Raw genomic sequence first — 19,851 nt, forward strand, 5'->3', positions numbered from 1 at the left:
TTACGCTGCGTGAGATCTCGACATGTTGGAAACAGGAAACCCTGTGACCAACGCAGCTAGAGTTTCGGGGTTTTCGGGCAACTCATTGCCACGCCAAGCGATATGCAAATCGGGCCGGATGAGAAAGTAGTTGGCTCCATAAAGATCGCGGAAACGATCTTGGGAGAACTCAAAGGCAGCGATCGGCGCACCAATGTCTTGAAAAGCCTTGACGATGGCGTCGACCGGTTCGGTCTTGGTCCCCATCCGCAATATGGCATAGGAACGTCCCATGAGGTCATGGATCGAAAGTTCTGGCTCGACCCAAATATGGGGTAGGCGAACCCCGGTCCAGGCCGTTGGGTCGTATGTGCGGAACAATTGCTCTGGGCCACCTGGCTCATCCCAGATCAGAGGGCTGTCGACATAGCGATACCCAAGTTCGGCACCGATCATCTCATTGGTCTTGCGCTGTTCGACGTCGGCAACCTGGGCCAGATTGGCACGCAGGCTTTCGCCCTCAGGCGTCTCGTCATTAAAGCCTGGTGCCCATTGTCCACGCCATCTGCGACGGCCAAGCGAAGCGTAGCGCGAGGCACCGATATTGCGATCACCCACTTGACGGCGTTCGATCTCATAGGATTGCAGCAGCAAGGGGCCGCCCCAACCCGCAAGCGTGGCTGCGAGTTTCCATGACAAATCAATGGCATCTCCGACGCCTGTGTTCATGCCCAAACCGCCGGTCGGAATAACGAGGTGGGCGGCATCGCCGGCCAGGAACACACGGCCCTCGCCGTAACGGTCGGCCAAAAGGAGGTTTTGCTTCCATTCGCCCACATAGAGCATCTCGTAATCCACCGGCGTGCCTACGATTTTTTCGAATTGGGTGGCCATTGCGGCGTCGTCTTCGACGACTGCGTGCAGGGTCCAGTGCTTTGTCGAATCCTGCATGATCAGGAAAGAAGCTTGGTTATCGGCGACGTGGTAATGGCGACCATGACCAGGTCCATCGCCCAGCGGGAGACGATCAAAGAGTTCGTCACAGCGATAAAGAGCCTGCCGGAGTTTTAAGAGATTGCCTTCGCCACGCAGGGAAATGTCTAGCGCCTTGCGTACGCGGCTGGCGCCGCCATCGCAGCCGGCCATGTAGTCGGACCGAATTGTGAGAACCTCGCCGTCGAGCCGTCGAACAGTTGTCGATACGCCGGCTTCATCTTGAACAAAGGATTCAAATTCGGTCCCGTACATTACGGTCACTGACGGCAAGCTTTCAGCAACGGCTTTTAGCACAGGCTCGAGCGTGTATTGGGAAACAAGCTGGTAGGATTCTGCGGGCTGCGAGGTGTCTTCAGACGCCGCGATTTCGGCTTGGGCGGCATTGACCGAGGCGTATGGGAGATGCAGCAGCGGGGGCTCAGTCATCTTCGTCACGACATAGACATCCATGGGCACTTCGCCATCAAGGCCAGCGTCGCGAATGCGCCCCGCGATGCCGAGGCGACGATAGATTTCCATCGTGCGGGCATTGCAGCGTTCCATCTTAGGCAGAAACTCGGGCGCTTCTTTTTTCTCGATCAGCACACAGCGGACGCCCTGCTTCCCCAAATCGATTGCCAAGGTGAGGCCAACCGGCCCGGCTCCGACGATGAGTATCTGAGTGTCCATGCTCTTGTTCCGCTTTGGAGTTTTGATTTGACCGAAAACGTATCGACGCTACTTCAGGGCGTCAACAAAAAATCTCATTTTGTGCGACAAATTGAAATTGTGGATTCTGCTGCGAAGACGCGCAGCGGGGATTTCGTGTGTGGTTACATTGCGACGCCAGCAGCAGGGCGGTATAGGAGGATGTGGGGCGACGACAGCGACGCGGGGTCGCAAAAGACGATACGGCGCAAAGGTTGGAGCGGATATGCTTAGTCACGAACGAATGCTTAGCGTGCTCGACTTGTTCGACCTTGAGCATCCTGAATGGACGTTCGATACGATGTATGCCCGGCTGGGTTTTTCGCGTTCCACGCTCTACCGCTACCTGAAGACGCTAACTGATGCCGGCTTTCTGACAACGTTTCCCGGGAGAGGCTATACGTTGGGCCCACGAGTTATCGAGCTCGACTATCAGATCATGACGACCGATCCACTGATCCATGTGGCGCGTCCTGTAATGAACGAATTGGTAACCGGATATTCGTGCATCAGCCTTTTGTGCCGGCGCTACAAACAGAAGGTGCTCTGCGTTCATCAGGAGACCAGTACCAGCCAGTTCCGCAGCACTTATGAGCGCGGCAAGGCGCGGCCACTGCTTTTGGGAGCGGCGTCTCTGGCAATCCTGGCGTATTTTTCGACCTATCAGCTCACCAAGCTTTTTGAAGAGCAGGGCGAGGAATTCAGGGCTGCCGGCCTAGGCGATACGCTGCCAGCAGTCCGGGAGACCCTTAAGCGCATTCGGCAAAAGGGTTGGGTGCATACCGAAGGGCAGGTCACATCCGGCGTGACGGGCGTGGCGGCGCCGATCTTTGATGCCAAGGAAGAGATCATCGGTAGTTTAAGCTTGACCTTGCCCGAGACGGGGCTGGCTAACGACAAGGTCGATGGCATCGGGGAGCGCGTGCAGTTCTGCGCGAGAATCATCTCGAAATCGCTCGAGTAGCGCGCGGACTATATCATTTCGGTACGAATTCTCCCCTGCTGCGGCGCCTTCGCGGCACGATCCATTGCGCGCCCATTATGCTCGTTGCAGAGTAGTTTCGTCGCATAATATAGGATTATTGACAGTTAATTCTTGACACGCTGTGCCGCATAACAATAGCCTTGCCTCGTTATGAGCGGCGTACGGCCATCATCGCGTTTGTTGGGATGATTGCCGCTCGACGCCTCGGCCGGAAGGCGGAGCGGGAATTGCGGCGGGATCCGCGCCAGAAGCACCGAAAGGTGCAGGGGAGGACTATTCGGTGATGACACACGACGATCTGCTGGACGACATGATTGCGGCCAATCGTATTCTGGCCTCGCAGGGCGTTTGCGATGCCTTTGGGCATGTGAGTGTGCGTAACCCGGACAATCCCAAAACGTATTTTCTCTCATGCGCAAAGGCTCCGCAGCTCGTTGGGCGCGAGGACATCATGGAGTTTGCGTTTGATGGAACGCCGGTCGGAGGTGACACCCGTAAGCCGTTCCTGGAGCGCTTCATTCACGGGTCTTTGTATGAGAGCCGGCCCGACGTCAATTCGGTGGTACATAGCCACTCGCGCAGCGTCATACCGTTTACCGTGACAGAGGCAAAGTTGCGTCCGGTGGTTCATAGCTGCGCGACGATCGGCCATGATGTGCCGGTGTGGGACGCGCAGACCCAGTTTGGCGACACGAATCTTTTGATCGCCAATGTCGATATGGGCCGCGATTTTGCCGGTGTGCTTGCCGATGGTCGGAGCGCGCTTATGCGTGGACATGGCTCCACCGTGGTCGGGTCTTCAATCCGCGAGGCGGTTTACACAGCGGTCTATCTGGAAGTGAACGCCAATCTGCAGATGCAGGCGGCAACGCTTGGGCCGATCAAGTTCCTCAGCGAGGGTGAGATCGAGCTGATCCAGTCGCGACTGGCGGATGGCAAGCCGGGAGAAGGTTATGATCGCGCATGGGCCTATTGGTGCCAACAGGCAGGCATCGAAGCGCGCAAGATCGCGGCGAGCTAACCGGCATGCACCGCAAATTGCCTAAGACCGATGTCGAGCAGCCCGAAGGCGTCCCGGCCAATGCCCCCCAGTTCGGATCGGATGTGATCGCACAGACGATACGCGATCTGGGCATTGACTATATTGCGCTCAATCCAGGAGCGAGCTTTCGGGGACTGCATGACAGTCTCGTCAATTATCTTGGAAATAGCGATCCACAGATGTTGCTGTGCCTGCACGAAGAGCACGCAGTGGCGATTGCACATGGTTATGCCAAGGTTACCGGCAGGGCCATGGCGGCTGCCGTTCATTCCAATGTTGGTTTGATGCACGCGACGATGGCGATCTTTAACGCCTGGTGTGACCGCATGCCAGTCGTGGTGCTTGGCGCGACCGGGCCGGTGGATGCCGATCGGAGGCGACCATGGATCGACTGGATCCATACCGCTGCCGACCAAGGCGCGCTGGTGCGCAATTATGTGAAGTGGGACAATCAACCAGCTTCGGCTGCTGCCGCGCGCGAGGCATTGCTACGGGGCGCCTGGATCGCGCAGACCGCGCCCAAGGGTCCGGTCTATATCAATTTCGACGCGGAAATGCAGGAAGCCGAACTCATGGCGGCATTGCCCGAGATCGACGGGGCTCGCTATAGCGCGGCGCCGCAGAGCGGGGTGGATGCGCGAGTACTGGACGAGATTGTCGGGCTGGTGCGTGTGGCGAAACGGCCCGTGGTGTTGGCCGGGCGTGTGTCGCGTGACATATCGGACTGGAGCCGGCGTATCGCGGTTATCGAGGCTTTGGGCGCGAAAGTGATTTCCGATCTCAAGGTCGCGACATCGTTTCCGACCGGGCATCCTGCGTATGCAGGCGATCTGCGTGGTAAGGGCGGCCGTGGGACGCTTGAGGTATTGCGCGAAGCCGACCTGATCATCGCGCTCGATTCGGTCGATCTCAACGGAGCCCTCACGGCAGCGTTCGGAGATATCGGCCCTGCATGCAAGGTGGTGCGCGTGACGCTCGACCATCATATCCACAATGGATGGTCGATGGACCATCAGGCCCATCCCCTGGCTGACGTCGTGGTCGGGTGCGACCCCGACGTTTTTATCCGAGCCCTGGGCGATGTGCTCAACGTCGACGCGCGAGGCCGCGAGGTTCTGCCCGGTTCATTGCCGGAGGCGTTGCCGGGCGGCGAGGTCATTGCCGTCGAGGAGATCGCGATTGCGTTGCGGCGGTCGCTTGGTGACGCGACGGCGTGCCTCACCCATGTGACATTGTCTTGGGATGGCAGTTTTTGGCCGTTCAATCATCCGCACGACTATCTAGGCTCAGACGGCGGGGGTGGTATCGGGGCCGGGCCAGGACATGCTGTGGGAGCGGCCTTGGCGCTGCGCGACATCGGTTCGGACCGCATTCCGATCGCGATCTGTGGCGATGGCGATCTCGTGATGGGGATCACCGCGCTTTGGACGGCTGTTCACTACTCCATTCCGCTGCTTGTGGTCGTCGCCAACAACCGCTCGTTTTTCAATGACGAAGTGCATCAGGAAAAAGTGGCGCGTATGCGCGGTCGCGAAGTGTCCAACAAATGGATCGGTATGCGCATGAGCGAACCCGAGATCGCCATCGCCGACATGGCCAAGGCGCAGGGCTGCGTGAGCTTCGGTCCCATCAAGGACGGCAAGACTATGGAGGCTGCGTTCGCTCAGGCGATTGCCGCGGTCAAGTCGGGCAAAGTGGCCGTGGTCGAAATCATCACCGATGCGAGCTATCCGGCATCGCTGGTAGCGGCGCTGACACCGGATGCCAAACACTAAAGTGAGGAGGCGGCAATCATGCCGCAAAGGGAGAAGACCATGACCAAGACAAAAGGCCAGGCAAATAAGTCCCGCCGCGCATTTCTGGCTTCGGCGGCCGCTATCGGCCTGTTTACCGCCGGCTATGGCGGATCTGCCATGGCGCAGTCCGTGGAGGAGTTTTATGCCGGCAACACGGTGACAATCTATGTGGGGTTCGGACCGGGCGGAGGATATGACCTCTATGCGCGGCTGGCATCGGAATTTTTGGGACGGCACATTCCCGGCAATCCCGAAGTGATCGTCGAGAACATGCCGGGAGCGGGGGGACGGACGGCGGCGATGTACCTTTACAGCATCGCAGCCCAGGACGGCACAGCACTGAGCGTGCCTGTGCAGTCGATCGCGCTCGACAGCCTGCTCAACGTTTTGCCAGGCGACCTCGACGCCCGCAATTTTATCGCTATCGGGCGCATGACGCCCGAATACGAACTGGGCATGGTCTGGAACACCGTCGAAGCCGATACGCTCGAAGAGATTATGGAAACGCCGGTGACTTTTGCATCGACAGGGGCGGGCTCGGCGTCGAGCTTCGTACCGCTGATGCTCAACGATATGATCGGGACGCAGTTTCAGGTGATCCAGGGCTATCAAGGCGCCAATGCCGCAATGCTGGCGATCGAAACCGGCGAGGTCGATGCTGCGATGCAGGGTTTGGCAGGAATGACGGTTTCAAAGCCGGACTGGATACCTGAGGGCATCGTAGATGTTGTCTGGCAGCTTGGCGTGACACCGCATCAGCAACTACCGGACGTACCCGCCATCGGCCAGTTGGGAAACAACGATCTCGATAAAGCCTCGCTGCGGCTGGTTGCCAGTGCAGCCGAGATCGGGCGGGCGTTGATCACGACCCCCAACGTGCCCGAGGACCGCGTCGCGGCTTTGCGCACTGCCTTCGATGCCATGGTTGCCGATCCAGAATTCATCGCGGCTGCCGAAACGCGTAACCATTTGCTCGACCCCATGACCGGGCAGGAGCTGCAGGACGAAATCGCCGCCCAGATGGACGTGCCCCAAGAGGTCATCGATCGCGTCATGCCTTACGTGGTTGCACAATAAGCTTGGAATTCCAGGGAGAGAAAGCATGACTTCAACATCTGCCAAGATAGCGCGCCGTGGCGTGCTTGTGGCCATGGCGGCAGGACTGTGTGCCAGCCTTGTGCCGGTGTCTGCGATGGCACAGGACGCCGCAGAATTTTATGCGGGAAAGACTGTGACGATCTATGTCGGGTTCGGCCCTGGTGGCGGTTACGACCTATATGGTCGACTGGTTGCCGAATTCCTGGGCGAGCATATCCCAGGCAATCCCGACATCATCGTCGAGAACATGCCGGGTGCCGGCGGGCGACTTGCGGCGCAGAGCATGTATGCCGTGGCACCCCAGGACGGGACCGCGCTGAGTGTGGTCGTACAGTCGGTCGCGATGGACAGTGCCATCGGGGCTATTCCAGGTGACATCGATGCGTCCGAGTTCAATGCAGTGGGTCGCTTAACGGCCAATTACGAACTGGGCATCTCCTGGAATGAAACGGGTATCGAAACGTTCGAAGACACCCTGACCAATCCAGTCGCCTTCGCGTCGACCGGCGCTGGATCGGCCTCGGCGTTCGTGCCGCTGATGCTCAACGATCTTGAGGGCGCCCAGTACAATGTGATCCAGGGTTATGAAGGCGTAGCCCCGGCGCGGCTGGCGCTCGAAAGTGGGGAAGTGGACGCGATGATGGCCGGGCTTGCCGGTTTGCAGTCGTCCAATCCTGAGTGGATCGAAGACGGTATAGTCAATGTCTTGTGGCAGTTGTCCACCGAGCCGCATCCCGATTTCCCCGATGTGCCCGCAATCGGGCAACTGGGTGAAACCGAGGACGAACAGGCGATGTACCGTCTCGTCGCAGGTGCCGCAGATATCGGGCGCTCGTTGATCACGACGCCGAATGTGCCCGAAGACCGGCTTGCCGCTCTGCGCGAAGCGTTTGATGCCATGGTGGCCGATCCTGCGTTCATCGAGGCGGCCGCACAGCGCAATCTGGACCTCGATATCTTGTCGGGAGAGGAACTGCAGGCGGTGATGGACAGCCAGGTCAACGTTTCCGACGCAGCGATCGAGATGACCCGCTCGTATGTGATGGCGCAATAATACCCTCCCGCGCCCTTGTGACGGAGCGGTCGAGGCAATTGCCGCCCGCTCCGTCAGACGCAATTCCCGACGATCAAGGACATGCCATGACGGTCGATTTCGCACGCCTAGACGATCTGATCCCCAACCGCGCGCTCTATTATGGTGGAGAATGGCATGCGCCGCTCGGTGGCGGCATGACCGAGACTATCGATCCTTCGACCGGAAAAATTCTGGGGCACGTGCCGCTGGCCATGCAAGCAGACGCCGAAGCGGCGATCGCCGCGGCGTGCGAGGGCTTCAAGGTTTGGCGCAGGGTGGCGCCCATCGAGCGGGCCAAGGTTCTGCGCGAGATCGCACGGATCATCCGCGATAACATCGACGATCTGGCGCTAATCGACGCCATGGATGGCGGAAACCCGATCACCAAGGTTCGGGCCGATGTGCTGCAGGGTGCAGCGCGGTTTGATTATTTCGCCGGGCTGATCACCGAAATGAAGGGCGATTCCATTCCTGGACGCGATGGGACGCTGACGTTTACCCAGCGCGAGCCGCTGGGAGTGGTGGCACGGATCGTCGCGTACAATCACCCCTTCATGTTTTCGTCTAGCCGCATGGCGGCGCCTCTGGCGGCGGGCAATGCGTGCATCATCAAGCCGCCGGAACAGGCGCCGCTGTCGGGTTTGAAGCTTGCAGAACTCGTGGGGCACTTGCTGCCTGCGGGAGCGTTTTCGCTTTTGACGGGCGGGCGCGAGGTTGGAGAGGCGCTGGCCACCCACGACGACGTCGCGATGATTGGGCTGGTAGGCAGCGTTCCCACTGGCAAGGCGGTGATGCGGGCTGCGTCGGGCAATCTCAAACATGTGTTGCTCGAATTGGGCGGCAAGAATGCGCTTGTGGCGTTTCCAGATGCCGACCCCGATGCCGTAGCCGACGCGATGATCGATGGAATGAATTTCACCTGGTGCGGCCAGAGTTGTGGCTCGACGAGCCGGGCATTCCTGCACCGCGATATTCACGACGATGTACTGGCCAAGGTAGTCGACAAGATCGGCAAGGTCCGGCCGGGATTGCCGACGGATCCCGCGACCTCGATGGGGGCGCTGATCAACAGGGCTCAGTATGACCGGGTGATGGATTTCATCGCGGGAGCGAAAGCCGAGGGTGCGCGACTTTTGGTTGGCGGAAAGCATCCCAAAGCAGCGGAGCTAGCGGATGGGTGCTTTATCGAACCCACAGTGTTTGCTGATGTCACCCCCGCAATGCGGATAGCTCGCGAAGAGATTTTCGGACCCGTTCTGTCGGTGCTGAAATGGGACGACGAAGATGCGGTGCTTACAGAGGTCAACGCTCTTGATTTCGGACTGACCTGTGCGATCTGGACGAACGATCTGGCCAAAGCACATCGTATGGCCGCCTCCGTGGAGGCTGGATACGTGTGGATAAATGAAGTTTCCAAGCATTTTGCTGGTGCGCCTTTCGGGGGCTACAAGCTCTCGGGCGTCGGACGCGAAGAATGCCTGGGCGAATTGATGGAATTTACGCAGGAAAAGACGATCCATGTGAATTTTTCCGGCCACCGATAAGAAGGTACGGCCCGTTGAGGTGGAGCGATCGGTACAAAGGGCTCGACTACAAGCGCATGGCTTTGGCGCTTGGGCTTGGCGTGCTTGGTGGCAGCGTCTTCACCTTGTTGGGTACGCCCATGCCGTGGATGCTCGGACCGCTGTTTGCCTGCCTCCTTGCGTCGCTGTTCAGCGTTCCACTTGAATCGCCGGTTTCGTTTCGCGCGCCCATGACGGCGATGATCGGGGTGATGATGGGGGCAGGCTATTCCCCGGCTCTCTTCGGGCAGATCGGGAGTTGGTGGGCGACGATCCTGGGACTGGTGGTGTTTATGGCCGTCGCCGGCGCGGCCTGCGTCACCTATTTCCGGTTCGTGGCCGGATATGATTTCAAGACAGCATATTTCTGCGGCATGCCGGGCGGACTTGTGGAAATGGTCATGCTCGGCGACCAGAGTGGTGCAGATATGCGCAAGGTAGCGCTGATCCATGCGGCGCGTATCGTCTTTACTGTATTTTCGATCCCCTTTGTCGTGCAGTGGCTCGAAGGCGGCGATATCGCAACTGGCACCATCGATAGCGTATCGCTAATGGAAATGGATCCGGGCGCGTTCGGGTGGCTGGCCTTTACGTTGGTCGGCGGGTTGCTGCTGGGGCGATACGTCAAGATGCCGGCTCGCTACCTTATGGGACCGCTGATTGTCAGCGTTTTCGTGCACATTACCGGGCTGTCCAACTTCAAGGCGCCCTGGGAGCTTGTGGTGATCGCACAGTTGGTGCTGGGAACCACGATCGGTTGTCGCTTTGCGGGCAGCCGGACGCGGGAAATTCTCGGGATACTGCTGATTTCGGTAGGCTCGACCATCATCCTGCTCAGCCTTAGTATCGGCGCTGCGCTGATCGTTTCCAACCTCACTCAATATTCGCTGACCGAACTGTTGCTGGCATATTCGCCGGGCGGTCTGGCGGAGATGGGGCTGCTGGCCCTGGCGTTACATCTGGAAGTGGCCCTGGTCTCGACCCACCACATCCTGCGGATATTCTTTGTGGTTTTCGGCGCTTCTACACTCATGCCATTATTCGGGATTGCGAAGCGAAAAGTTTGATCGCTAAACGCTCCTATCCATGCGCAACTCAAAAATAATCCTACAAAAACAATAAAATAGCGCGGATACACGTGCCAGGTATCTGAGATAGAAATTCTCGTGACCGTTTAAAGTTTTATCCCACAATAAGAGATTTTTTGCGATTTGGCTTGACGGCCCGCGCTGGTTGGGCACTACTGTCGGCCGGAGGGTAGGGCCGGGAACGGGATGATCGGCGCGGCCACACCGAGGAGGAGAACATGAAGACACATATGAGGCTTATGGGGTTTGGCGTTCTGCCCGCCGCCCTGCTGGCTGGCGCACCAGTCATGGCGCAGGGGAGCGTCGAAGAGTTTTACGCGGGTAAGACGATCGATATGATCATCGGCTACTCGCCCGGTGGCGGGTATGACCAGTATGCGCGGCTCGTTGCGCGGCATCTGGGCAATTATATTCCGGGCAATCCCGAAATCGTGCCGCGCAACATGCCGGGTGCGTCGAGCCGGCTGGCTGCCGGATACATCTACAATGTCGCGCCGCAGGATGGCACGGTTTTGGGGACCGCGGATCAGTCGCTTGCCGTCGCGCAGGCGATGGGTGATGAGGCGCTCGAACTCGATGCCAGCGGTTTTGGCTATATCGGCAGCCCGGCCATGGAAAACAATGTGCTGATCACTTGGCATGAATCGGGGGTTGAGACCGTCGACGATGCCAAAGAGACAGCAATCCCGATCGGGGCCACCGGCGGTTCGACGTCCTCGCAATACCCGACGATCATGAATGAATTGCTCGGCACCAGGTTCGAGATCATTACCGGCTACCCAGGTGGTAATGACATCAACTTTGCCATGGAGTCCGGAGAAGTGTCTGGACGCGGTAGCGTCAATTGGGCCTCGGTCAAGCCCTTGGGTTGGTACGAAGAGGGCCTGATAAACGTACTTGTGCAGATCGGGCTGCAAAGTGAAGCTGATCTGACAGACGTTCCACTGCTCTACGAGTTGACCGAGAACGAGGAAGACGAGCAGTTGCTGCGTCTTCTCTCGGCGCCGACGGCGATTGGTCGCCCAATCTTTACGACACCGAATGTGCCGGAAGAGCGGCTGCAAGCGCTGCGAGACGCATTCGACGAAATGGTGGCTGATCCGGCTTTCATCGAGGCCGCGGCAAATGAAGGACTGGGCGTGATCCCGGTTTCCGGTGAGCAGCTTCAGGCGACCGTAGATGAAATCCTGGCCACCTCGCCTGAGGTCGCAGCGCGTCTTGGCGAGTTCATCGTCGCTGAATAGGCGGCAATCGTCCGCGCACCATCGGGTGCGCGGACCAGTCTGGACAGTAGGAAAAAACAACAATGAGCGCAGTTGACCAGGGCCGGTTGGCCGAACAGATCGCGGCAGGCACCCGCATGCTGGTGATGGAGGGGATCCTGGACTACAGCGGCCATATATCAGCGCGCGTTCCCGGGACGGATCACGTGATGATCCAGTCGGCGTCCGATTCCAGGGCGGAGCTCGATCCCGCCCGTATCCTTACCGTCGACATGGATGGCAATGTGGTACGGGGCGATCTAAAGCCGCCCTTGGAACTTGCTCTGCATCTCGAAATTCTCAGGGCGCGACCGGATGTCGAAGCGGTGCTGCACTGCCATATGGAGTTGGCGATCGCGTTCACCCTCATGAAGGGCGTCACGCTCCAGCCGATGCGGGCGCGTGCCTCACGTTGGGCGAGCGGAATCCCCACGCATCCCTTTCCCAGCCTGATCAGAACCACAGAACAGGCACAGGATCTGGCCAAGACGTTGGGCGAGCATCATGCGGCACTGATCCGATCGCATGGCATGGTGTTGGTCGCTGAATCAGTTCCCGGACTGTTCGTCGACGCGGTCCATTTTCTTGAGAACGCCAACCAGCACATGATGGTGCTCCAAGCTGGGCAAGAGCCATTGCCGCTGACCGACGAAGAAATCGCGATTATCTCCGGGCCGCGCGATTTCCACATCGCCAAGCTGTGGAACTATTACGTGCGTCAGGGGCAGTCCAAGGGACTGATCCCTGAGGACTGGAACACCACGGTTTAAACGCCTCCGACGAGCGCAAATTTAGGTCAACAGGACACTTTTGATCATGGAAGTTAGTATTCTAGGTGCTGCCGGGGACGCGTTCCTGACACTTATGGATCCGTTCCGTCTGATGATGTTGAGCGGCGGCGTGTTGTTGGGGCTGTTTCTCGGTATTGTACCCGGGATTGGCGGGCTGGCCGGAATGGCTTTGCTGCTGCCCTTCACCTTCACGATGGACTCTTATGCCGCTTTCGCCATGCTCCTGGGCATGTCTGCGGTGACCGGGACCTCCGATACCATTCCGGCGGTGCTGTTCGGGGTCCCCGGGTCAGCCGGCGCACAGGCCACGGTCATGGATGGCAATCCAATGGCCAAGAAGGGTGAAGCCGGTCGCGCCTTGAGTGCTGCCTACACCGCATCGCTTATCGGCGGTTTGGTTGGAGCGCTCATTCTGGCCCTGACGATACCGGTCCTGCGGCCGGTGATGCTTCACGTCGGGTCTCCGGAGTTGCTTGGCTTCTCCGTCTTTGGGATAGCGATGGTCGCCGTGCTCTCCGGCACTGCGCCGCTGCGCGGTCTCGTGGCTGCGGGCCTCGGCATCCTTCTATCGATGATCGGTGCAGATCCCCAGACGGGTACTCTTCGTTACACCATGGGAACGTTTTATCTTTGGGATGGTCTGCCGATTGTCCCACTGGTGCTCGGGCTTTTTGCATTACCCGAACTTGCCGATCTCGCCATCAAGAAGATGGCTATTACGGACAAATCCAAGTTCGACGTGCGGTCCGGCATGAAGACCGGTTTCATGGATGCCATTAGGAATTGGTGGCTTGTGGTGCGAGGCGGGGCGTTGGGCGCCGGTGTTGGCGCAGTTCCTGGCCTCGGTTCTTCTGTTGTCGACTGGATTGCGTATGGCTGGGCAGCCCAATCGATCAAGGGCTCGGACAAGACGTTCGGTAAGGGCGACGTGCGGGGCGTGATTGCGCCGGAATCCGCCAACAACGCTATCACCGCAGGCGCTCTGGTTCCCACCATTGCTTTCGGTGTCCCAGGGTCGGCATCCATGGCGATCCTGTTGAGCGTTTTCCTGATCCATGGCCTGGTCCCGGGACCGGAAATGCTGACCACGAACCTGTCCATCAGCTACGCGATGGTCTGGTCGATCGCGATCGCCAATATTCTTGGCGCAGGCATTTGCTTTATGTTCTCGGGCCAACTCGCCAAGATCGCTACACTGCGTTACACGCTCATTCTGCCTGCGGTACTGATCTTCGTTTATGTGGGCGCGTTCCAGTCATCGCGTAACTGGGGCGACCTTTATGCCTTGCTCGGCTTTGCGGTGCTCGGCTGGGTCATGAAACAGCTTAAATGGCCACGTCCGCCTTTGATGTTGGGCTTCGTGCTTGGTGCACTTATCGAGCGCTACATGTTCATCTCGACATCGCGCTATGGGCTGGATTGGTTGACGCGTCCGCTGGTCGTTGTGTTGTTCTCGCTGGCCGCGCTGCTGCTGCTTGGTCCGCTTTACAAGCAGATCAAGGGCTATGGCGGCTTGAAAGGTCTGGCGAGCTATATCGGCAAACCGCAGTTCCGCACGGGTGACCTTTTTTACATCGCCATTATAGGGATCGTAGGTTACGCGCTGGTCATGGCGATGTCCTGGCCCTGGGGCGCTCGCGTTGGGCCCATGGTGGTCGGTATTGCGATCATCGGCTTCTGTTCGGTCAGCCTCATCAACCAGGTCTTCTCCCGCTCCATAGTGGAGGCGCGTGAGGCGGCCGGGGAGGTTCGCCAGGGCATCCATATGGACACGGTGGTCGATCACAGCGAGATCGGCACCAAGACCATGCTCGTGCGATCCGCCATCTTCATGGGATATCTCGTCCTGTTCATGGCGCTCATGGCCACCATCGGACTCATTCCCACGATCCCCATCTTCGTGGCCGCCTATATGTGGTTCGAGGGGCGAGAGAAGTGGCCATTGATCCTTGGGCAGGCAGTCGTGCTGACCCTGGTGGTCTACGTCATCTTCGATCAGTTGCTGCGTATTCCGTGGCCACAAACCTACCTTGGTCAGTGGGTCCCCGCACTCACGTTCATCCCCACGGTTTAAGACTGGGCGGCTCCGCCTGCCACTATCAAGTTCTGGTTCCGACCCGGCTGCCGGGGCGGAGACGGGCCAAAATTACCCTTTGATGCGAAAGAGAGCAGACATGCAGTATATCGACGCCTTCAACCACTTCTTCCCCAAGCCGCTCTGGGAGAAGATCCAGACCTTCGAAGGAGCCGGTAAGAATATCGGTAAGCGGATGCAGAACATTCCGTGCATCTTCGATCTCGATGAGCGCTTCACGGTAATGGACCGGTTCGAGAACTACCGTCAGGTGCTGTCGCTCGGCATGCCTCCGGTGGAGGCTATGGGGACACCAGAAGCAACGCCGGAACTGGCGCGGCTGGGCAATGAAGGCTTTGCGGAACTCTGCGCAAAGTATCCCGGGCGCTTTCCGGGCTATCTTGCGGCGCTGCCCATGAACAATCCCGAAGCGGCGGTCAAGGAACTCGAGCGGGTTTTCTCGGCCAATGACGGCGCGGTAGGCGTGCAGATCCACACCAATGTCAACGGCGCGCCGCTCGATGACGAGCAGTTCTTCGGTATTTTTGAAACCGCAGCCAAGTTCGACCGCCCCGTGTTCCTGCACCCGTCACGCGGGGAGGAAATGCCGGATTATGCTACCGAAGACAAATCGCGGTATGAGATCTGGTGGACATTCGGCTGGCCCTACGAAACCAGCGCGGCGATGGCGCGGATCGTTCTTTCGGGGATGATGGACAAGCTGCCGAATTTGAAACTGCTCGCCCACCATCTGGGCGCCATGGTTCCTTACTTCGAGGGCCGCGTCGGGCCCGGGCAGGACCAGTTGGGCAAGCGGACGTCGACCGAGGATCTGAGCCATGTGCTCCAAAATCTAAAGAAGCGCCCGTTCGATTACTTCAAGGATTTTTATGCCGATACAGCGGTGTTCGGGTCGCGCCCGGCAACAGTGTGCGGGCTTGAGTTCTATGGCGTCGATAAGGTTTTGTTTGCGTCCGACAGCCCGTTCGATCCTGAGAAAGGGCCGGGCTATATTCGCGACACCATTGCAGTGCTCAACTCGCTCGAGCTCCCGCAGGGCGACATGGAAAAGATTTGCTTTAAGAACGCGCAGAAGCTGTTCCGTATCGAGTAGCCTTGATTTCGAGTATTGGTAGATGTGCAAGGGTCGGCCAAAGCCGACCCTTTTTATTGCAGTAAACCCGTGCCCAACGTAAGCGCCAGAAAGCCAGCCAATATAGGCAACAGCCCGGACGAGAGCAGGCGCAGCACAACAAACCTCCCTCCAAGAAGTGGCAACTCGTATGAGATGACTCTGTGGATTGCGAAAATCGACCAGGAGGCCAGAAGGGACACCATCTGCGCGTCACCGGCGCCCGCACGCCAGATGACGAGTGCCAAGGGAAATGTCAAAATGGGGCCTCCGGGGATGAAGGCTCCAAATACAGTTGCGATCAGGATACCGACCCAACCGCTTGAGTCCCCGATATAGGGTCCGACGAGGTCCACCGGGACCAGCTGAGAAACAAAGGCCGCAGCAAGAAGCGCTATGGGTAGCCGCAGTCCAAACGTAAGCAGTTGCTGGCGCATGTCGACAACAGCACCGGGAATCTCGCTGGGTCGGCGCAGTGCCACGAGTATCGTCATGGCGGTGGCGAGGCAGAACAGGATGATGAGGCTGGTCGTCATTTAAGAACCGTGCCAATCCGTCCGCAGTCCGGAGACGTTGCGTGATAGTCGCTCAGCAACAAACCCCGCTATGATCGGAAGAGGTAAGCTGGTCAGAAAGCGGAGAAGGGAGAATTCGGCTCCCATGAATGGAAGCTCCCATATTATGAGACGGTTAAGACCTACGGTAGCCCACGCGGTGAGGAAAGCTATGAGTGGGCCGATTGAAGCACCTGACCGACCAAGAGCGAGAACTAGAGGGAACGAAGCGAACGGTCCCGCGGGCATAAGTGTCCCGATAATGGTGGCGAGCCAAATTCCCCGGGCACCGGCCTGTCGACCAAGATAGCGTGAAACGATCTTGCGGGGGACAATCACTGTGAACAGCGTGCCTACAACGACCCCTAGAGCAATCATCGGCACAATAAGGATGAGATCCGAAAGTACAATTTCGATCGCGATCTGAATGGCTTCCAGCCCATTGAGCCAAACCGCCAGCGCACCGGTCACAACAGCCAGCCCGAGCAGAAATGCCAAGGCGCCATCCAACACTGGAGCTTTTTTTGCCTTGTTGCTGCTCATTTTGCCAGATGCCTCTTTCAATACCCCGCAGTCACAATCTCATAATATGAAAAATCATACCATCGCAACCGCGCGTGTCATAGCTGGGTTGCCAAGAGCCATATCTCGGGTGCTGGAGGCCTTCTAAAACGCACCTCTATCCACGTTAGTTTTGGGTGACCTTGCCCGGTGCTCCTCGGTAGCGTGTAGCGCGTTGAGCTTGGGCGTCCAGCAGCTTTGGTTCGGTTGAGGCTCTGCGATAACGCCCCCCACGATCCCAATAAGCCCCGGCAGCACACAAATCGCGCCGCATGGTTTGGCCACAGCCAGCTTTAACGCGGCCCGAACAATCCCATCCTTCAGCTAGTCGCTCACCTCAACCGCCTGCCCCCGCGCTGAGGCAGTTTCGGGCTTCGAAATCGGCGGCGATAGTTTCGGCAAATTTGGCGGCTGCGACCGAGAGGCTTCGGTTGTGCAATTGGCAAAGGATCAAGGGGGCGAGCGTGCCGTCGCGCTCGGCAAGCGGGCGGGTCGTGACCTCGCCCTCTGTCCCGGGTTCGGGCGTGCCGATCTCGATCTGCATCGAAAGCGCATCGCCCTTGCCAACCAGCCCGCGCAGCAGCTCAAATGAGTCAGATTCGACAGCGATCGAAAACTTGATGCGCCGTCGTGCGGCGACATCATCAAGCAGACGGCGCGCGCCATAGCGCGCGTCCGGCATCGCCAGAGGGTAGTGCGCCATATCTGAGATCCGCACTTCACTCTGGCGGGCCAGGGGATGATCGTGCGGCATGAGCACCATGATCCTCTGGGGCAGCACCGCCAGTTCTCTGATCATGGGCGATGGTGAGGGGTTGTAGGCGATCGCAAGGTCGACGTCATAGGCCAGGAGGGCGTTGACCGCCTGATCGTGGTCGGAAACCTTGGTCGAGAAATTGACGAGCGGATTGATCGCCTGGAACTTGGCGATCTGGCTCGGTAGATAGTGAAAGATCAACGCTTGGCTGCAGGCGATTGACACATGCCCGCGCTTTAAACCGCGCAAATCCTCAAGACGGGATTGAATGCGCGTGCTGTGATCCAATTGGTCCCGCGCAAATCTGACGAACAATTCTCCCGCCGAGGTCAATCGCACCCCGCGCGCCCAGCGCTCGAACAGTTCGGTCTGGAGTTCCGCTTCAAGATCCTGAATGCGCCGGTTAAGCGCCGAGGCTGTGATGTTGAGCCGATCGGCTGCTCGCCGCATCGAGCCGGTGCGCGCAACTTCCAGAACATAGCGCAGGATAATCTGATGACGCATCGCGACGATCGCTCCCTTTTTTGCATCGCTCAGGTGCAAAACGAGCAATATCGCACCGCACTCTCATTGCCTAGCATTGGGTCAGATAATTGATCTGATTATTATTTGGGCAGAAAGGAGCGTCGGATGGAGAGCCGGATCAGTCTTGTTCGCTCCCGCAAGCCAGAGCGCCGCGTTTCCGTCCCATCCCTGCCTTTTGCCGTCGAAGTCGATTTGGCACGCACGGCAATTCTCATCATCGATATGCAAAATGACTTTGCCCACGAGGATGGCTGGTTTGGAGCGCGCGGGGTTCCGACCGCGCAAGCTGTCGCGTTGGTGCCGCAGATAAATGCGCTGACAGCCACGTTGCGGGCTCACGAGGTGCCGATCGTCTGGCTCAACTGGGGGGTGCGCGCGGACCTTGCGGAATTGCCCGATACGCTCCTTGCGCGTGGCGCACAATATGCCGGTCGGGCCACCTATGGCGACCGCTCGCCGACTGGGAATGGTCGCATTCTCGTCGCGGACGAATGGGGCGCCCAGCTACTCTCGGACCTCAAGACCGAAGCTCAAGATCTGCACGTCTCGAAGGTTCGATTTTCCGGCTTTGCCCACACCACGCTCGATACGATCTTACGGAAAATGGACGTCACGACCGTGCTGTTTGCCGGCGTCAATACCGATCGGTGCGTGTTTGCAACGCTCCAGGATGCAGGGTCTCTAGGCTACGACTGCGTCCTGCTCTCCGATGTGACGGCAACGTCCTCCGATCAAACCGCCACAGCTGTAATCCATGATCTCGTCATGCGCCTGTACGGCGTCGTGGCCAGCTCTGCCGATCTCCTGTCAGCCCTTCCATCCCCATCAACCGAGGTGAACTCATGACCAAAATTCCCGTTCTCAAGATCGCCGGTCTGGCGGCTCTGTTTCTCGGCACGGTCTCGCCAGCCATGGCCCAGACCACGCAGCTCAATATGGTGCTGAACTGGAAATACCAGGGACCGCAGGGCTGGTTCTTTCTCGCCGAGGACCGTGGCTATTTCGCCGAAGAAGGCATCGAACTGCTGATGGACCAGGGCAATGGTTCGGGCGCAGCGGTGCCGCTGGTGGCCAATGGCACCTATGACGTCGGCTTTGGGGACATCAACGCCCTTGTCGAGCTGACCGCGACACAAGAGGGCAACATGCCCAAGGCTGTCTTCATGCTCTACAACCAGCCCCCTTTTGCCATCGCGGTCAAATCCGATAGCGACATCATGTCGGCCGATGATCTTAACGGCCGCATGCTCGGCGGCCCGGCCAGCGACGGGGCGCTTAAACTCTTTCCAGCCTTCTGCGATCTCGCCGATCTCGATTGCGACAGCATCGAAGTCACCAACATGCAGCCCAATCTGCGCGAGCAGATGCTCATGAACGAGCAGATCGAGGGCGCGTTCGGTTACGTCAACACGCTCCGGTTCGGCGCGATGGCAATGGGCGTAAACGTCGATGAGGATTTGCGCTTCATTCGCTACGGCGATTTCGGCATGGACCTTTACTCCAATGCCATCATCGTCTCGGCCGATCTCATTGAAAACCAGCCAGAGGTTGTCGAAGGCCTCGTGCGTGCGATCAATCGCGGCGTCAAGGATGCCTTGGCCGATCCGCAAGCCGCCGTCGAAGCCGTAGCGGACCGCGAGCCACTGATCGACTTCGATCTCGAACTCGCTCGCTTCAACGCCACTGTCGAAGACGAAATGGCGCATCCCGAAATCGCCGAGATTGGCCTCGGTGCCGTGGACATGGATCGCCTGGCCGAGTCCATCGACATCCTCGTTGCTGCCAATGAGCTGCCGCGCACCCCGGAAGCCGAGGCCATCTTCGATCCCTCCTTCCTGCCCCCGATCGAAGACCGTCTCACCTCCGTGTCGATCGATTGATCTTGGC

The 19,851-nt window shown here is 58.8% G+C and carries 17 protein-coding genes; 13 read left to right on the forward strand and 4 right to left on the reverse strand.

Features of this window, described 5'->3' with window-relative positions:
• A complete protein-coding gene (locus tag BLR31_RS03820) occupies positions 1–1,644 on the reverse strand; it encodes an FAD-dependent monooxygenase (protein ID WP_090591783.1) in 1,644 nt (547 codons plus the stop codon).
• Between the two features lie 244 nt (positions 1,645–1,888).
• Here BLR31_RS03820 and BLR31_RS03825 point away from each other — a divergent pair, with 244 nt between their 5' ends.
• The 11 genes from BLR31_RS03825 to BLR31_RS03875 all read left to right on the forward strand — a co-directional run bounded on the left by BLR31_RS03825 (position 1,889) and on the right by BLR31_RS03875 (position 15,549).
• Entirely contained in the window at positions 1,889–2,626 is a 738-nt protein-coding gene (locus BLR31_RS03825; protein WP_090591787.1) for an IclR family transcriptional regulator, read from the forward strand.
• Positions 2,627–2,930: 304 nt separating this feature from the next.
• The gene (locus BLR31_RS03830; RefSeq protein WP_090591790.1) at positions 2,931–3,668 is read left to right on the forward strand and encodes a class II aldolase/adducin family protein; all 738 of its coding nucleotides are present in this window, start codon (positions 2,931–2,933) and stop codon (positions 3,666–3,668) included.
• A 5-nt stretch (positions 3,669–3,673) separates the two neighbouring features.
• On the forward strand, positions 3,674–5,464 hold the full coding sequence (locus BLR31_RS03835; RefSeq protein WP_090591794.1) for a thiamine pyrophosphate-binding protein: 1,791 nt from the start codon (positions 3,674–3,676) through the stop codon (positions 5,462–5,464).
• Between the two features lie 39 nt (positions 5,465–5,503).
• Positions 5,504–6,562: a Bug family tripartite tricarboxylate transporter substrate binding protein gene (locus tag BLR31_RS03840; protein WP_176762491.1), complete on the forward strand. Its 1,059-nt coding sequence runs from the start codon at positions 5,504–5,506 to the stop codon at positions 6,560–6,562.
• A gap of 25 nt (positions 6,563–6,587) precedes the next feature.
• A complete protein-coding gene (locus BLR31_RS03845) occupies positions 6,588–7,637 on the forward strand; it encodes a Bug family tripartite tricarboxylate transporter substrate binding protein (protein ID WP_090591802.1) in 1,050 nt (349 codons plus the stop codon).
• 86 nt (positions 7,638–7,723) lie between these two features.
• Positions 7,724–9,202 carry an aldehyde dehydrogenase family protein gene (locus tag BLR31_RS03850; RefSeq protein WP_090591808.1) on the forward strand — a complete coding sequence of 493 codons (1,479 nt, stop codon included), beginning with the start codon at positions 7,724–7,726 and terminating at the stop codon, positions 9,200–9,202.
• A 14-nt stretch (positions 9,203–9,216) separates the two neighbouring features.
• The gene (locus BLR31_RS03855; RefSeq protein ID WP_176762492.1) at positions 9,217–10,287 is read left to right on the forward strand and encodes an AbrB family transcriptional regulator; all 1,071 of its coding nucleotides are present in this window, start codon (positions 9,217–9,219) and stop codon (positions 10,285–10,287) included.
• Positions 10,288–10,526: 239 nt separating this feature from the next.
• Complete coding sequence (locus BLR31_RS03860; RefSeq protein ID WP_090591812.1) at positions 10,527–11,552, forward strand: Bug family tripartite tricarboxylate transporter substrate binding protein; 1,026 nt, start codon at positions 10,527–10,529, stop codon at positions 11,550–11,552.
• A 62-nt stretch (positions 11,553–11,614) separates the two neighbouring features.
• On the forward strand, positions 11,615–12,340 hold the full coding sequence (locus tag BLR31_RS03865; protein ID WP_090591817.1) for a class II aldolase/adducin family protein: 726 nt from the start codon (positions 11,615–11,617) through the stop codon (positions 12,338–12,340).
• Positions 12,341–12,386: 46 nt separating this feature from the next.
• Positions 12,387–14,435, forward strand: coding sequence for a tripartite tricarboxylate transporter permease (locus tag BLR31_RS03870; protein WP_090591821.1), 2,049 nt, complete (start codon positions 12,387–12,389; stop codon positions 14,433–14,435).
• A 100-nt stretch (positions 14,436–14,535) separates the two neighbouring features.
• Positions 14,536–15,549, forward strand: coding sequence for an amidohydrolase family protein (locus tag BLR31_RS03875; RefSeq protein WP_090591825.1), 1,014 nt, complete (start codon positions 14,536–14,538; stop codon positions 15,547–15,549).
• 53 nt (positions 15,550–15,602) lie between these two features.
• On the opposite strand, the gene BLR31_RS03880 is transcribed toward BLR31_RS03875, so the two are convergent.
• The 3 genes from BLR31_RS03880 to BLR31_RS03890 form a co-directional block, all read right to left on the reverse strand.
• The gene (locus tag BLR31_RS03880) at positions 15,603–16,103 is read right to left on the reverse strand and encodes a hypothetical protein (protein WP_210183877.1); all 501 of its coding nucleotides are present in this window, start codon (positions 16,101–16,103) and stop codon (positions 15,603–15,605) included.
• The gene (locus BLR31_RS03885; RefSeq protein WP_090591829.1) at positions 16,104–16,664 is read right to left on the reverse strand and encodes a permease; all 561 of its coding nucleotides are present in this window, start codon (positions 16,662–16,664) and stop codon (positions 16,104–16,106) included.
• Between the two features lie 355 nt (positions 16,665–17,019).
• Positions 17,020–17,943, reverse strand: a complete 924-nt coding sequence (locus BLR31_RS03890) for a LysR family transcriptional regulator (RefSeq protein ID WP_143009304.1) — start codon at positions 17,941–17,943, stop codon at positions 17,020–17,022.
• 126 nt (positions 17,944–18,069) lie between these two features.
• Between BLR31_RS03890 and BLR31_RS03895 the strand changes: the two genes are divergently transcribed.
• Both BLR31_RS03895 and BLR31_RS03900 read left to right on the forward strand, forming a co-directional pair.
• Positions 18,070–18,810, forward strand: a complete 741-nt coding sequence (locus BLR31_RS03895; protein WP_090591836.1) for a cysteine hydrolase family protein — start codon at positions 18,070–18,072, stop codon at positions 18,808–18,810.
• Complete coding sequence (locus BLR31_RS03900; RefSeq protein ID WP_090591840.1) at positions 18,807–19,844, forward strand: ABC transporter substrate-binding protein; 1,038 nt, start codon at positions 18,807–18,809, stop codon at positions 19,842–19,844. The genes BLR31_RS03895 and BLR31_RS03900 overlap by 4 nt, the downstream gene beginning before the upstream one ends.
• Positions 19,845–19,851: the final 7 nt, after the last annotated feature.

The organism is Pelagibacterium luteolum, from assembly GCF_900100665.1.
Classification (GTDB): domain Bacteria; phylum Pseudomonadota; class Alphaproteobacteria; order Rhizobiales; family Devosiaceae; genus Pelagibacterium; species Pelagibacterium luteolum.